We start from the raw sequence: 13503 nt of genomic DNA on the forward strand, positions 1-13503 counted from the left end.
CATCTCTTATTGAAATGCTGCGTTTTCCGTTCCCCACGCTTCCCTCAGCGTCCGGCGAAACAACTCGCTCAAGCAGTCCGATTGCCCCCCTCCTGCAACCGGAACGCGAACCGCCGACCGTTCGAAATGCGCGATCCGCTCTTCCAAATAACCGTTCAGCGCCGCGATCTGAGGACCCCGGTCCAGTTCGTCGCCCGCCTTCTTGCGCGACAGCAGGTCCGCAATAATGGCGTGCAGATCGCCGCCCGCCGGTATTTGCGATTCGAACAGCGCGTCGAACGCAATCGGCGGCATCGTCCCGTTCTCCTCGATCCAACCGCACGCGAATATCGGACGCAGCACGTAGAAATACTTTTTGAGCCGCACCTCTTCGTTCTGCAAATACATTCGGAAGTTCCCTCTGGCCATGCTTAGATAGTGATACATGCAAGACTTCGGTGAAAAAGCCAATGGGGACATTCCTCGAATCTGCGAAGCAGCCGACGTTTGCTCCAAATACGGAATAGGCGATTGCAGCCACTCGAGGAGCGGCGGATTGGACTTGCGGAACAGCCGCAGCGCTTTGCGCAAATCCCAGCCGTTTATATCGAGCAAATCGTTGATCGGACGCTCGATGACGTCCCTTTTATCGTCGATCGATAAGTACCAGTCTGTGGACCGAACATAGATGAAACGCACGTCGTAATCGCTATCCTGCGAGGGGAAGCCCCATGCCCGGCTGCCGGATTCGCACGCGTACAGAATACGCACGCCCTCCTCCGCCTCGATATTGCGCAGCGCCTCTTGAATATTTGTTTCGTATGGATGCATGGGGCATCCCTCCTTCGTTCAGATGATGAATCGTACATGTGATGAATTGTTCGGTTGCTAAACTACGGTGGCCGTGGTTGCGCAGTCGGACTGACCGTGAGCCGCGATGTTCCCGCCTCCGATATGCCGCTGTTCCACTTCCACATCATCGCCGATCCCGACCTGCGCGAACATGGCGAAAGTATGGCGAGGGTCAAAATAGCCCCCTATTTCGCCCCGCACCCCATGCCCGAACTCAAATAGCCGCACCAGCTTACTATTTTGCTCCTTAACGTCCGTCCGCACGTCCTTCCTCACGCAATAAGCCCTTCCTCCTGCTCCCTCGGCTTGAAAATGTTCCCGTTTCCCTTCTCCCTGCGCCTTGCTACAATGGAAATAGTTGAAAGATAGAAACGGGGACACGATCGGCATGGCACGCGAAAGCTTCGACAAAGAAATTCAATTCCTCCGCATGCTGGTGCTGACCAGCGGCGCTTACAGCCGGCAGCAGTTCGCCGACCGGCTCGGCATCTCCATCCATACGTTCGACAAGACGATCCGCAAGCTCAAAGCCGTCGTCAGCGCCGTGCACGAACGGCTGCCGGCCGAGCAGGGCAAGGAATTCGCCGAGACGCTGCGCTATTCGTATTACGAGTCCGCCGACCCGCTCCTGCTGTTCCTCTACCGGGCCAAATCCGTCAAAGAGACCGAGAGCTACCGGTTGACCCTGATTGTCGCCGAGCTGGAGTCGCGGCCCCTCACCGCCCTAGAGCTGCTCGATCTATGCTGCGCCGGGCTGCCAGAGGAGCTGGCGCTGCCGGATGAGAAGACGATCCGCAGCGACCTGAAGTATTTGGAGGAAGCCGGCGTCATCGTGCGCGAAGGCAGCGCCCGCCCGTACCGCTACCGGCTGTATACGGAGCTATTGACCGCGCTGTCGGACGAGGAATTGATCGATCTCTACGATTTCGTCGACGTCATGGCCAACACGCAAGTGCCGTCCGTTCAGGGTTATTTGCTGCGCGACAGCTTGAAGAAAGCGCTCCGGCGGAGGGGCAAGGAGCTGGCCGAGCCGTTCCTATACAAGTACCATTACTACTCCCGGATTTTGGACGAAGCGCACCTGAACCTGCTGCTGCAGGCGATCGCCGCGCGGCGCACGATCACATTTCTGTATTTCTCCCCCAAGGCGGGCAAAAGCTACGGTTCCCAGAACACCAACCCGCTGTTCGCCCGCGAGAGCGAAGGTAAGGAAGCGCGCGTGCTGCCGCTTCGCGTCGTCTACGACCATCAATATGGACGCTGGTATTTGCTCGCCCATAGCACCAAGCAGCGCGTCGCCAAATTCCGGCTCGAAGGCATGACCCAGATCGAGGAAGGCGATCCCGTTGAAGAAGCGGATTTCGCGGCCAAGCTCGCCTTGCTGGACGCGCGCACGAAGCAGAGCTGGCTCGTCGATACCGGCTATCCGGTCACCATACGCGCGCGCTTTTACAATCCGGAGGAAGCCTGGAGGAATTTCATCAAAGACCGGGTGCAGCTGCAGGGCCAATGGGGCGTCATTACGGAGGAAGACGAGACGTCGTTCATCTACGAGATCACGGTCAACGGGATGACGGAGATCAAGCCGTGGCTGCGCAGCTTCGGCTCCAGCTGCGAGGTGCTCGCGCCCAAGCGGCTGCGGGAGGAATTCATCGCCGAATGGAAGGAGATCCAGCGGTACTATGAATCTGTTCGAGAAGATGTTTAACTACCAGGTGATGGCGAAGCTCGGCGAGAGCGGCACCGTCGCGCTGACGCGCCACGAACGAGCTTGGCTGAAGTCGATGCTGACCCATCCGGCGGCGGCATCGGCCCTGGCGCCCGAGACGCGCGAGAAGCTCGTCGCGATGTTGGCCGATGAACCGGATGCCGGCTATCCCGCGGGTCTGCAGGAGAAGGCGCGCAGCGTCGAGCGGCAGGTCCATCATCCGCTGCTTCGCCCATTGCGGCGCATTATCGCCGCCAAGAAAGGGATGCGCATCACGTACACCTTGCGTAGCGGCAGCGTCCAGCGCAATGTACGAGGGTTTCCCTACAAGCTCGAGTATTCCATGGTGAAGCGCGAATGGTACGTGCTGTGGATGCATCTAAGACGGCGGGCGTGGATGGCGACCAAGCTGAGCAATATTATGCTGGTGGAATTCAGCGCGATGTCCGAAGCGGCGGCGGAGGCGAATTTGGCGCGCATCGCCACGGTGCTCGCGGAGCGCAAGAAGCAGCTGACCCTTGCGGTCGTACCCGCCTATAATCGCGAGCTGTCACGGATCCTCTACGCGCTCTCCTGTTTCGAGAAAGAGGTCGAATACGACGAGCTGCTGGACACGTATCAGATCAAGCTGGAATTCTCCGGCGACGACAGCGACTACGTCCTCTCCAAAATCCGTTTTCTCGGCATGCGGGTCATCATCGTCCAGGGCGCCTACCATCAGAAGCGCATGTACGAATCCGCGACGAAAGCGCTGGCCCGGTACGGCATCGCGGACGAGTCCGACACCGAACCGAACGCTTCCACCGAAGCACGGGAGGCGGCCGGCGAGAAAGACGCGGGGTAACTCCGCATCCCGTCCTTATCGTCGATCCGTCAAAAAGTTGCATTTCGCCGCTGTATTGACTATCGTTACTGCATAGGCGTATTTCATTTTCATTACCGGACAGGAGAGAAAACCATGACAACCCCTTATCGTTCGCCGCTCATCGAGACGCTCGGCCTGAAGCCGCACGTCGAGGGCGGCTGGTACCGCGAGCTGTGGAAGGCGTCCTTCGACATTCCGAAGGAGGTGCTCGGCGGCAAGTATTCCGGCTCCCGCCCGGCCGCGACGTCGATCTACTTCCTGCTCCATCCGGACGAAATGTCCGACTGGCACGTCGTCCTCTCGGACGAGCTGTGGCTGTACCACTCCGGCAGTCCGCTGCTGCTCACGCTCGGCGGCACGGGCGATTCCCCGTCCGAAGAGACGCAGGAGTTCGTGCTCGGCCTGGACATCGAGAACGGCCAGCAGCCGCAGGTGCTCATCCCGGCCAATGTCTGGCAGAAAGCGAAGCCGCTCGGCAGCGAGCCGGTGCTCGTCTCCTGCGTTGTCGCGCCCGGCTTCCACTACGACGACTTCACGCTTATTTCGCGGGACGAAGCGAAGAGCGAATAGTCCTCGCCACCATCCTGCCAGCATGCAAAAAGCACGCGTTAGACGGCCTTTGGGCCATCTAACGCGTGCTTTTTCATAATGCGACAGCAGCTCCTCACGGAAGGTCACGAACCACGCTAACGCTCGCCCGCCGTCCGCTTCTTCAGCCGAATGGCCGGTTCCCCCACGTAAGCACCGGGACCGCTGCGAATCGTCTCCACGAACCGCTGCAGCTCGTTGGCGAACACGAACAGGTTGGCCCGGTTCTCGAACGCCTCCCGCGTCTCCGGCAGCGGCAGCAGCTTATGATACTCCCTAATGCCGCACAGCATGTCGTGCAGCCGGGACGCTTCGCCGCGGTTGTCGAGATTTTGGCTCAGCAGCTCGACGAATTCGCCCAGCCGCCGTCCCTGCTCGATCGTCGTGTTGATCCGCGAGATGAACGGCAGCATCCGCTCCAGCAGATCGTACTGGCGCTGCTTATGCTCGAAATAATCCGAATAGCTGAGACCCTTCTTCCGCCGGCGGCTGTTCTCCGCGTCCAGCGCGGCCATCCGTTTTCCTTTGCGCAGCACATCGGCCAGCTCGAGCACTTCCTTGCCGTTCCAGACCGCGTCGTTGTCCTTGAGATAAACGGCGATCTCATGCAAAATCCGGCTCGTTAGCCGGTCCGACTCCCGCCGGCAGCTCTCAATTTCCTTGTCGATGCTCGGCATGTACCAGTTGATGATGAGCGCCACGCCTAATCCGATCGCCACGACCATCAGCTCGTTCAGCACGAACGCGTCATCCACGTAACCGTGCATATACACGTGCATCACGACGACGATGCTGCTCGCAATCCCTTCCTGTACGCCGAGCCAAACGCAGAACGGAATGAACGTGATCAATAGAACGAGGAACGTATACGGATGATAGCCTAGGATTTGAAACAGCATCGCGGCGTAGAACATCCCCGAGATGCACGCCATCGCCCGGGTAATCGCCGCCGAATACGACTGCTTGCGCGATTTCTGGATGCACAGCAGCGTCAATATTCCGGCCGCCGAGAAATATTCCAGCCCCAGCGACTGGGCGATCCAGACCGACACGCAGACGCCGAGCGCCGTCTTCATCGTCCGAAAGCCGATGCCAATCTTCATTCCGGTCACCTGATTCCTTTTGTTGTAAATCCTCTTGGTTTCCCCATCATACTCCCCTCTTCGGCATCATGCAAACGTTCTGATTCCCGTAAGCGCCAACCTTCAGGGTGGATACAAGCCAAAAGAAGCGCTGCCCATGGCTTATGTCCTGAAGTTTACTTAACTTCAGGACCATGTGCCCACGGCAGCGCTTTTGCTTCATCCGGTCCTCATTCACCCGGTATAAACCTTCCTAGCAACGCCCCCTTACCGAGCAGATACAGCAGGGCGCATTCGACCTAGTCCATAATGATTCGGCCCGTATAAGCCGGCTTTTTCTTCGTCTGCGTCATGGCCGGTACGGCCGGAGCAAGCGGATACGGCTTCTCGCCTGCCGCGCTTCCCCATCCGTTCGTCGCTTCCTTCGCGAGCTGACCGTTATAACCGTCTTCCCGCGCGCCGCCCGGCATGCCATCCTGTCCGGCACGCCATACCAGCGTAGCTGCTTGCGTATAGTTCAAGTGAAACACCTCGTTTTTCATTAATCGCATCATCATCTATCCAAGTCCGGCTCTCGCGGACCCTCTTCATTCAACACTTCCGCAGGTATTTGATCTGCCAGCCATACTTCGTTCCCGGCCCGATAGAACGTCACGCCGGCTTGCGCGGCGCTCACCGTATCGACCCGAAGCATCGCCAACTCGCCCCGTCGTCGCCCGGCCAGCTCGGCGAACGGTTTGCCTTCGGACAAATGGACGTACTGCCTGCCCATTGCGCGAAGCCCTTCCTGCTTGATTTGCGCCAGCGCCTTCCGGTTCGTCCCGTGGTAAAGGATCGCCGGCGGCACAGCCGCTTCGTAAGCGACCCGCTCGCAGCTATGTCCATACCGCGCGCGGATGCGCCCTTCCCGCAGTTCGAACCGCTGCTTCTCGCACTGGCGTACAACCGCTTCGATGTCTTCCATCGTGACGCCGGCCCATACCGACTGGCGCCTAAGCGCGGCCAACAGCGCATCCGCTTCGCAGGATCCGTCCGCCTGGTTGAGTCTCAGACCGAACTCGTCCGGCGCGTGCCGCAGCATTTTGGTCAACATTTTGCTCAGTCGCTGCCGTTCCTGCTTGTTGTTCATTGCTCTCGCTCCTCTTTCCTCGACGCGTCGATTTGCCTTTGGAGCTTGATCGGGCGCGTCTCGAACGTTGGTCTAGGGAGCCTCGGCCTACATCGCCATGAATCCGACCCGCTGCGTACCTGGATCTTGGAACCACTCCTGTGTCCGTCCTTTATGCAAATCGCCCTTCAACCGCTTCGCGAGCAGCGGCAGATTAACCGCCTTCTCCTCGTACCACACCATGGCGGCCGAAACGTACAGCTCTTCCCCCGGGTGCGGTCTTTCCGACCGTTTTCTAGCGCTCGTCATTCCCGCCGCTTGCATCGGCATCCGTTCATTTCCTCTTACGATCATGATGCTCCTTTCACCGTCGCAAGCGGCTTGCATTTGGCGACCACTTGGGCCAGCCCTGCGCCGACGACGCTGTCGATAATCTGGTCGACGTCCTTGTAAGCTTGCGGAGACTCATCCAGAATGGTCTCCAGCGATCGTTGATTGACGACGATCTCGTCATCCGTGCCGACGCGCATCGCCGAAGCGAACGCGTCCACCGTGATCAGCCGCTTCGTCGCGCTCCGCGAGCGGATGCGTCCCGCCCCGTGGCAGATCGAGTAGTAATTCGCCGCGCCGCCGTTTGCTCCCACCATCAAGTAGGAGGCGGTTCCCATCGAACCCGGGATCAAGGCCGGATGGCCGGTTGCCGCATATGGAGCCGGGTTATCCGGGTGTCCTGCCGGCAGCGCCCTTGTGGCGCCTTTCCGATGGACGAAATACTCCGTCTCCCCGTGCCGCTCTTCCCACGCATAGTTGTGCATCAGGTCGTACAGCGTCTTCGCCTCGAACTTCGAACCGAACACGTCCTTGCACGCCTCGCGCACCGCGTACGCGATGAGATGCCGGTTGACGACCGCGTAATTAAGCGCCGAATACATCAGGTTCACGTACGTCTGCGCCACCGGATGCGCCAGCTCCGCGTACACCAGCTTCGGATCGGCCGTGCCGTATCCGGCGGCTTTCATCACTTTCGCCATGTCGCTCGTATTGTACTGGCTGACCGCGCCGCCCCATGCCCGCGAACCGGTGTGGATCACGAGGACGACCTGGCCGTCGAACAATCCCCATTGCTCGGCGATGTCGCGACTCTCTTCCGTAATCTCGATCGTCTGCAGCTCCACGAAATGATTCCCGCCGCCCAGCGTCCCGAGCTGCCGGTGCGACCGGTGCCAGATAATGTCCGGGAACTTGTTCAGCGCTTCGTCATCCAAATAAAACCGGCTGCTCTCCACATGCGTCAAGGATGTCGCCTTCCGCGGCGTGTACCCGTCCGGGATGTATTTCTTCGGCAGCCCGTGCAGCCCTTTCTGCACCACATGCTCCAGCCGGATGTCCGAGAAATGCCCTCTGGCATGCTCTTCGACCGGCAAATATTTCTCGATCGTCCGCACCAGCTTTCGGCGCAGCTTCACGTCCTGCACGTCCTCTCGCGTCAGGTTCGTCACATGCACGCGCATGCCGCACCCGATATCGCTCCCGACGATGGACGGCGACACATAGCCGTTGTTCGCCTCCCACACCGCCGTCGTGCCGATGCACGTTCCGACCCCGACATGCACGTCGGGCGTGTAGCTCATGTACGCTTGGTTCGGAATTTGCAAATTGTTGTTCGCCATATCGAACACTTGATAATCTAACGCTCCGTACAGCTCATCGCTCGCGTATACATGTACCGTCCCCGCCGGAAGCTGCACCTGCCTGTAAAATGTTTGTTCCATCTGTTCGTAACCTCTCGTTCTTCTTCAAAATTGCCGCGTTGCCGCGCTTGTTTGCTTCCGTCATGCTGCCATATGCAGCTCCTGCACCGATCATCTCGTCTCGATCGAACATGTTCTTCACTCCTCCGCGTAATGGTCGTGCTTTATTTATCCGTAACACGTCCGGCTCGCCTGCTCCAGAATCAAGCTTCGGTTCACTCGACTCCTGATGCGCTGCGTCCGGAAGTTACTCCATCGCTTGCCTGTATGCATTCCGCCGCTACATTCGTTCGTTCATCATTGCTACCACAATTTCGCCGCTGCATCGGCTCGTTCACCATTGCTAACTCAGTTCCAACGCTATACCCGCTCGTTCATCCTTGCTAACTCAGTTCCAACGCTATACCCGCTCGTTCATCCTTGCTACCTCAGCTCCACCGCTATACCCGCTCGTTCATCCTTGCTTCCTCAGCTCCACCGCTATACCCGCTCGTTCATCCTTGCTACCTCAGTTCCACCGCTATGCCCGCTCGTTCATCCTTGCTACCTCAGTTCCACCGCCATACCCGCTCGTTAATCCTTGCTACCTCAGCTCCACCGCTATACCCGCTCGTTCATCCTTGCTTCCTCAGCTCCACCGCTATACCCGCTCGTTCATCCTTGCTACCTCAGTTCCACCGCTATTTCCGATCGTTCACCAGTCCTACCTCAGCTCCGTCACTGCATCCACTCGTTCACCATTGCACCACTATTCCGCCGTTATATCCGCTCGTTCACCATTGCTACCGCAATTGGGCCGCTGCATCCATCAGTTCACTGCTGCTCATACATGACAGCTCCACCACTGTCAGACCTACCTTAATCCATCCCGATCTCCACGTCCGTCCGCCAAAAAAGCACGCAAAAAAGCCACGGACATTCATTGTCCGTGGCTTTTCGTACGCACCCATCACCTACACCCATACGGCACGCAAAATGCGTGCAGAATCGGGAGTCCGCTAGATGCAAAAAGTCCGTGGAGACCAATGAAATGTGTTATTTGCTTGTGCAGTTGTTTTCATACGAGCAAGTGTCATCATGTTCATCAGCCTCCCTTCGTGTAATTAGGTTTATCTTAAATGCTGATCCAAGAACTGTCAACTGGGCAAAATCATTATAGTTGTTCTTGCCCAATGACGTCCCAGCCTACCTGCTGTCCGCTTCACCCATTCGGGAGCCAAGCAGCGCGTCGAGACGCTCCGGCAAATTGCTGCCGCCCGATAGCGAGATCGTCCCGATCTTCTCGCATATCTTCTCCAAGAACTCCAGCTCCTTCAACCGGTAGAGCGTCCGATTCTCGTCCATCAACTTCGCCGTATTGAGCAGGCTGCGGGTCGAAGCCGTCTCCTCCCGGCGCGTAATGAGATTGGCCTGCGCTTTTTTCTCCGCCAGCAGCACCGTGTTGAGAATATCCTTAATCTCGCCCGGCAAAATAATGTCCTTCACGCCCGCCGACAAGAACCGAAGTCCGTATTCGCCGCTCTTCTCGTTCAGTCTCGCCAGCACGAAAGCCGCGACCTCTTGTTTGGTCCGAAGAAGATCGTCCAGCTTAAGCGTCCCCACATATTGCCGCAGCACCAGTTGAAGCTCGATGTGCAGCTGCTCCTCGAACCCCTTGATATCTAGTAAACGTGTGGGGTCGACGATCCGATACTGGCACACGAAATTAAGCCGCAGCGTAATTTTGTCTTCCGTCATCATTTCTTGTCCCGTCAAATCCATTTGCTGCTGCCGCATATCGACGGTCCGCACCACGGTTTGGACAGGACCGCGCCAGAAATAATACCTGCCGGGCGCCAGCTCCCGCTGCAGCAAGTTGTCGTAAAATAAAAACCCTCGTTCGTGGCTCGCCACGTCCTGCACCTGCACATGTACGCCTAGCTTCGACACGATCGCGCGATCGATCTCGCCGGTAAGCGCTGGCTGGCGAATATCCGCCCGCACGAACCGATGCTCGCGCATTCCTTTCCAGAACGCATATCGTCCTGGTCGAAGCACGGCCTTGAACTGTTCATTTTCGTAATGGAGGACCAACTCATGATCGCGCACTTCGATGACTTCAAGCTCCTGCGCAAGTTCCGAATCATGAAGGAACGACTCCAGCGAGTAGCCTTCCACTTGAAAAGCATCCGTCGCCTTCACGACAACGAGCTGCTCGCCTCTCCACTTCGAGTATCGCACTACGCCGGACTTCACCATTTTTATATAGTGCCCGCGGCGCAATACCAATCCGCGCTCATCGGGTTTTAACGCTTGTTTGTTGAACATTATCGCGTCTCTCTCCTTCGTGACGGTATAGCGCGGAGACTTCCCCGGCAACGTTGGCGGAGCTTTGCTTAAGGAGCAGTCATCGCTCACTCGGTCCTCCCCTGTGCCTATGTCTCTCAACAGCCGCACTCCACCGTTGGAAACCCAAGCTTCTCTAGGCGACCTCATCAACGTCTTTTCCGCTTCCGGTATCCGCGAGCCTCAGGCCTCGGTTCCCGTGCCTCGCCTCCTCAGGCAGGCTGGAAATCTCTCGCTATCCCTTTCGAATAATTAGCCGATTTGGAAAATCGGTAGCATAGTACCACACTCGCTCCACAGCGATCGGGAATCGAACCCAGTCGAAACAACGATACCACGTGACAGCATACTTCCACCCAATCGGGCAAAGCACTGCGGAAGGATCCCGACCTCCCCGCCCCGGTTCACCGGCACCTCTGCTTCTCCTTCATTGTCGCTCAATTGATCTTGGCTGAACATGGCAAAAGTATGGCGAGCTTCATGGAATACTGCCATGGACAAGGGAATTGGACTAGCCTGACTACCGGCTGCATGCCATAACGAGAAGAAATGGCGTTATTTCGTTCGTCTTTGCGTCATCGTTAGTTTCATGATTTCACACCTCGTGAAAATGGCGAACGGTCGGTCGTTTTCGGGAGAAATCCTGGTTAAAGGTCTCGCCAGACGCTCTGTTACGACCGTCACACGGCTCCACAATAGCTGGAGATTTTGTGCGGTACGTTCTATTGCGGCCAAAAAAAGGACAGCTCAGGATCTCCTGAACTGCCCTCACCACATCTCGTAATCGCTTAAATGATTCTGCACACTGAGATCCTCATTTACCTGAATAAACAAAAAAAACTCCCTGCATCGCAGAGAGTGTCGACTTTTACATATGGAGCGGGTGATGGGAATCGAACCCACGCTACCAGCTTGGAAGGCTGGAGTTCTACCATTGAACTACACCCGCAATAAAGATGGTCGGGATGACACGATTCGAACATGCGACCCCCTGGTCCCAAACCAGGTGCTCTACCAAGCTGAGCTACATCCCGTTATAAAATGGCGCGCCCTAAGAGATTCGAACTCCTGACCTTTTGATTCGTAGTCAAACGCTCTATCCAGCTGAGCTAAGGGCGCGTATTTATGGAGCGGAAGACGGGAATCGAACCCGCGACCCTCGCCTTGGCAAGGCGATGCTCTACCGCTGAGCCACTTCCGCATAATGGTGCGGTCAAGAGGACTTGAACCTCCACGTCATTGCTGACACTAGAACCTGAATCTAGCGCGTCTGCCAATTCCGCCATGACCGCATATTGAGATGGTGCGGTTGATGGGACTCGAACCCATACGCCCAGTGGGCACTACCCCCTCAAGATAGCGTGTCTGCCAATTCCACCACAACCGCATATAAAAGATAAAAGTGAGCCATGTAGGACTCGAACCTACGACACCCTGATTAAAAGTCAGGTGCTCTACCAACTGAGCTAATGGCTCATACAAAGCTGGATCTAGGTAGGTTCATCATGCTTGAGGAAGCATAACGCCCGTTCCTTACCGCTTGGCTATGTATTCAACAAGCCATTGCCAGTAATGCCTAAGATGCCGTTTTTAAAACTGGTGGAGGATGATGGATTCGAACCACCGAACTCGTCAGAGAACAGATTTACAGTCTGCTGCGTTTGGCCACTTCGCTAATCCTCCATGAAGCTGGTGCCGCCGAGAGGACTTGAACCCCCAACCTACTGATTACAAGTCAGTTGCTCTACCAGTTGAGCTACAGCGGCATATGAAATTGTAAAGGTTATAATGGCGGAGCCGACGGGATTCGAACCCGCGGTCTCCTGCGTGACAGGCAGGCATGTTAGGCCTCTACACCACGGCTCCACATTATAATTTGGTTGCGGGGGCAGGATTTGAACCTGCGGCCTTCGGGTTATGAGCCCGACGAGCTACCGAGCTGCTCCACCCCGCGTCATTAGAAAATCTATATGGTGGAGGCTGACGGGATCGAACCGCCGACCCTCTGCTTGTAAGGCAGATGCTCTCCCAGCTGAGCTAAGCCTCCATATAAAAGTGGTGACCCGTAGGGGATTCGAACCCCTGTTACCTCCGTGAAAGGGAGGTGTCTTAACCCCTTGACCAACGGGCCTTGAAAAATAATCTGGCGGAGAGCGAGAGATTCGAACTCTCGATACGCGGTTAACGTATACACGATTTCCAATCGTGCTCCTTCGACCACTCGGACAGCTCTCCATGAAATGGCTCCCCGAACAGGACTCGAACCTGTGACAACTCGATTAACAGTCGAGTGCTCTACCAACTGAGCTATCAGGGAACATAAACTAAGTTGTAATTGGTGGAGCCAAGCGGGATCGAACCGCTGACCTCCTGCTTGCAAGGCAGGCGCTCTCCCAGCTGAGCTATGGCCCCGAAAAGAATGGTTGGCCTTAGTGGACTCGAACCACCGACCTCACCCTTATCAGGGGTGCGCTCTAACCAGCTGAGCTAAAGGCCATCAGCTATTAGTTGCACCTTGAAAACTGGATACGAAACTCAACACTTTAGCTGTGTTTGTCTAAGCTCTTGCGAACTTAAACGTTTAGGATAAGCCCTCGACCGATTAGTATTCGTCAGCTGCACGCATTGCTGCGCTTCCACCTCGAACCTATCAACCTGGTCGTCTTCCAGGGGTCTTACTAATTGGGAAATCTCATCTTGAGGGGGGCTTCACGCTTAGATGCTTTCAGCGCTTATCCCGTCCGTACTTGGCTACCCAGCGGTGCTCCTGGCGGAACAACTGGTACACCAGCGGTACGTCCATCCCGGTCCTCTCGTACTAAGGACAGCTCCTCTCAAATTTCCTACGCCCACGACAGATAGGGACCGAACTGTCTCACGACGTTCTGAACCCAGCTCGCGTACCGCTTTAATGGGCGAACAGCCCAACCCTTGGGACCTACTTCAGCCCCAGGATGCGATGAGCCGACATCGAGGTGCCAAACCTCCCCGTCGATGTGGACTCTTGGGGGAGATAAGCCTGTTATCCCCAGGGTAGCTTTTATCCGTTGAGCGATGGCCCTTCCATTCGGTACCACCGGATCACTAAGCCCGACTTTCGTCCCTGCTCGACTTGTTGGTCTCGCAGTCAAGCTCCCTTATGCCTTTGCACGCTTCGAATGATTTCCAACCATTCTGAGGGAACCTTTGGGCGCCTCCGTTACATTTTAGGAGGCGACCGCCCCAGTCAAACTGCCCGCCTGACA

The 13503-nt window shown here is 56.8% G+C and carries 10 protein-coding genes, 17 tRNA genes and 1 rRNA gene (1 of these 28 only partly in view); 3 read left to right on the plus strand and 25 right to left on the minus strand.

What is annotated here, in order from left to right; genetic code table 11:
- Positions 1-6 precede the first annotated feature (6 nt).
- Positions 7-810, minus strand: coding sequence for a nucleotidyltransferase domain-containing protein (locus ACFSKT_RS26205; RefSeq protein ID WP_377719441.1), 804 nt, complete (start codon positions 808-810; stop codon positions 7-9).
- Between the two features lie 409 nt (positions 811-1219).
- Here ACFSKT_RS26205 and ACFSKT_RS26210 point away from each other — a divergent pair, with 409 nt between their 5' ends.
- The 3 genes from ACFSKT_RS26210 (at position 1220) to ACFSKT_RS26220 (ending at position 3974) form a co-directional block, all read left to right on the plus strand.
- Positions 1220-2539: a helix-turn-helix transcriptional regulator gene (locus ACFSKT_RS26210; RefSeq protein ID WP_377719440.1), complete on the plus strand. Its 1320-nt coding sequence runs from the start codon at positions 1220-1222 to the stop codon at positions 2537-2539.
- Positions 2514-3383, plus strand: coding sequence for a WYL domain-containing protein (locus ACFSKT_RS26215; protein ID WP_377719439.1), 870 nt, complete (start codon positions 2514-2516; stop codon positions 3381-3383). Before ACFSKT_RS26210 ends, ACFSKT_RS26215 begins: the two co-directional genes overlap by 26 nt.
- Positions 3384-3497: 114 nt before the next feature.
- Positions 3498-3974, plus strand: a complete 477-nt coding sequence (locus ACFSKT_RS26220; protein WP_377719438.1) for a cupin domain-containing protein — start codon at positions 3498-3500, stop codon at positions 3972-3974.
- Positions 3975-4090: 116 nt separating this feature from the next.
- Here the strand turns inward: ACFSKT_RS26220 and ACFSKT_RS26225 are convergent, their stop codons facing one another.
- The 24 genes from ACFSKT_RS26225 to ACFSKT_RS26340 all read right to left on the minus strand — a co-directional run.
- Entirely contained in the window at positions 4091-5095 is a 1005-nt protein-coding gene (locus tag ACFSKT_RS26225) for an aromatic acid exporter family protein (protein ID WP_377719437.1), read from the minus strand.
- A gap of 278 nt (positions 5096-5373) precedes the next feature.
- Positions 5374-5595, minus strand: coding sequence for a hypothetical protein (locus ACFSKT_RS26230; protein WP_377719436.1), 222 nt, complete (start codon positions 5593-5595; stop codon positions 5374-5376).
- A gap of 32 nt (positions 5596-5627) precedes the next feature.
- A complete protein-coding gene (locus tag ACFSKT_RS26235; protein WP_377719435.1) occupies positions 5628-6203 on the minus strand; it encodes an RNA 2'-phosphotransferase in 576 nt (191 codons plus the stop codon).
- A gap of 87 nt (positions 6204-6290) precedes the next feature.
- Positions 6291-6536, minus strand: a complete 246-nt coding sequence (locus tag ACFSKT_RS26240) for a hypothetical protein (protein ID WP_377719434.1) — start codon at positions 6534-6536, stop codon at positions 6291-6293.
- The gene (locus ACFSKT_RS26245; protein WP_377719433.1) at positions 6533-7954 is read right to left on the minus strand and encodes an RtcB family protein; all 1422 of its coding nucleotides are present in this window, start codon (positions 7952-7954) and stop codon (positions 6533-6535) included. Before ACFSKT_RS26245 ends, ACFSKT_RS26240 begins: the two co-directional genes overlap by 4 nt.
- A 1164-nt stretch (positions 7955-9118) precedes the next feature.
- On the minus strand, positions 9119-10240 hold the full coding sequence (locus ACFSKT_RS26250) for a slipin family protein (protein WP_377719432.1): 1122 nt from the start codon (positions 10238-10240) through the stop codon (positions 9119-9121).
- An 893-nt stretch (positions 10241-11133) separates the two neighbouring features.
- A tRNA-Gly gene (locus ACFSKT_RS26255) sits at positions 11134-11207 on the minus strand.
- 8 nt (positions 11208-11215) lie between these two features.
- Positions 11216-11292, minus strand: a tRNA-Pro gene (locus tag ACFSKT_RS26260).
- A gap of 8 nt (positions 11293-11300) precedes the next feature.
- Positions 11301-11377 (minus strand) — tRNA-Arg (locus ACFSKT_RS26265).
- Positions 11378-11384: 7 nt separating this feature from the next.
- Positions 11385-11459: transfer RNA gene (locus ACFSKT_RS26270), tRNA-Gly, on the minus strand.
- A gap of 4 nt (positions 11460-11463) precedes the next feature.
- Positions 11464-11550, minus strand: a tRNA-Leu gene (locus ACFSKT_RS26275).
- A 9-nt stretch (positions 11551-11559) separates the two neighbouring features.
- Positions 11560-11645: transfer RNA gene (locus ACFSKT_RS26280), tRNA-Leu, on the minus strand.
- Between the two features lie 16 nt (positions 11646-11661).
- Positions 11662-11734: transfer RNA gene (locus ACFSKT_RS26285), tRNA-Lys, on the minus strand.
- Positions 11735-11855: 121 nt separating this feature from the next.
- Positions 11856-11941: transfer RNA gene (locus tag ACFSKT_RS26290), tRNA-Tyr, on the minus strand.
- Between the two features lie 7 nt (positions 11942-11948).
- Positions 11949-12024, minus strand: a tRNA-Thr gene (locus ACFSKT_RS26295).
- A 23-nt stretch (positions 12025-12047) separates the two neighbouring features.
- Positions 12048-12124: transfer RNA gene (locus ACFSKT_RS26300), tRNA-Asp, on the minus strand.
- 11 nt (positions 12125-12135) lie between these two features.
- A tRNA-Met gene (locus tag ACFSKT_RS26305) sits at positions 12136-12212 on the minus strand.
- A 17-nt stretch (positions 12213-12229) separates the two neighbouring features.
- Positions 12230-12305 (minus strand) — tRNA-Val (locus ACFSKT_RS26310).
- 9 nt (positions 12306-12314) lie between these two features.
- Positions 12315-12389: transfer RNA gene (locus ACFSKT_RS26315), tRNA-Glu, on the minus strand.
- 13 nt (positions 12390-12402) lie between these two features.
- Positions 12403-12493: transfer RNA gene (locus ACFSKT_RS26320), tRNA-Ser, on the minus strand.
- 6 nt (positions 12494-12499) lie between these two features.
- Positions 12500-12575 (minus strand) — tRNA-Asn (locus ACFSKT_RS26325).
- 19 nt (positions 12576-12594) lie between these two features.
- Positions 12595-12670, minus strand: a tRNA-Ala gene (locus ACFSKT_RS26330).
- An 8-nt stretch (positions 12671-12678) separates the two neighbouring features.
- A tRNA-Ile gene (locus tag ACFSKT_RS26335) sits at positions 12679-12755 on the minus strand.
- Positions 12756-12840: 85 nt separating this feature from the next.
- Positions 12841-13503, minus strand: a 23S ribosomal RNA gene (locus ACFSKT_RS26340) (it continues 2266 nt past the right edge of the window).

Origin of the sequence: Paenibacillus xanthanilyticus (assembly GCF_042682185.1) — a bacterium.
In the GTDB taxonomy this organism is placed as follows: Bacteria; Bacillota; Bacilli; order Paenibacillales; family Paenibacillaceae; genus Paenibacillus_Z; species Paenibacillus_Z xanthanilyticus.

What these genes read in the sequence shown, in the direction of transcription:
- ACFSKT_RS26220 (WP_377719438.1), top strand. Translation starts at nt 3,498, where the DNA reads ATGACAACCCCTTATCGTTCGCCGCTCATCGAGACGCTCGGCCTGAAG.
- ACFSKT_RS26210 (WP_377719440.1), top strand. Translation starts at nt 1,220, where the DNA reads ATGGCACGCGAAAGCTTCGACAAAGAAATTCAATTCCTCCGCATGCTG.
- ACFSKT_RS26215 (WP_377719439.1), top strand. Translation starts at nt 2,514, where the DNA reads ATGAATCTGTTCGAGAAGATGTTTAACTACCAGGTGATGGCGAAGCTC.
- ACFSKT_RS26205 (WP_377719441.1), bottom strand. Translation starts at nt 810, where the DNA reads ATGCATCCATACGAAACAAATATTCAAGAGGCGCTGCGCAATATCGAG.
- ACFSKT_RS26235 (WP_377719435.1), bottom strand. Translation starts at nt 6,203, where the DNA reads ATGAACAACAAGCAGGAACGGCAGCGACTGAGCAAAATGTTGACCAAA.
- ACFSKT_RS26225 (WP_377719437.1), bottom strand. Translation starts at nt 5,095, where the DNA reads ATGAAGATTGGCATCGGCTTTCGGACGATGAAGACGGCGCTCGGCGTC.
- ACFSKT_RS26245 (WP_377719433.1), bottom strand. Translation starts at nt 7,954, where the DNA reads ATGGAACAAACATTTTACAGGCAGGTGCAGCTTCCGGCGGGGACGGTA.
- ACFSKT_RS26240 (WP_377719434.1), bottom strand. Translation starts at nt 6,536, where the DNA reads ATGATCGTAAGAGGAAATGAACGGATGCCGATGCAAGCGGCGGGAATG.
- ACFSKT_RS26250 (WP_377719432.1), bottom strand. Translation starts at nt 10,240, where the DNA reads ATGTTCAACAAACAAGCGTTAAAACCCGATGAGCGCGGATTGGTATTG.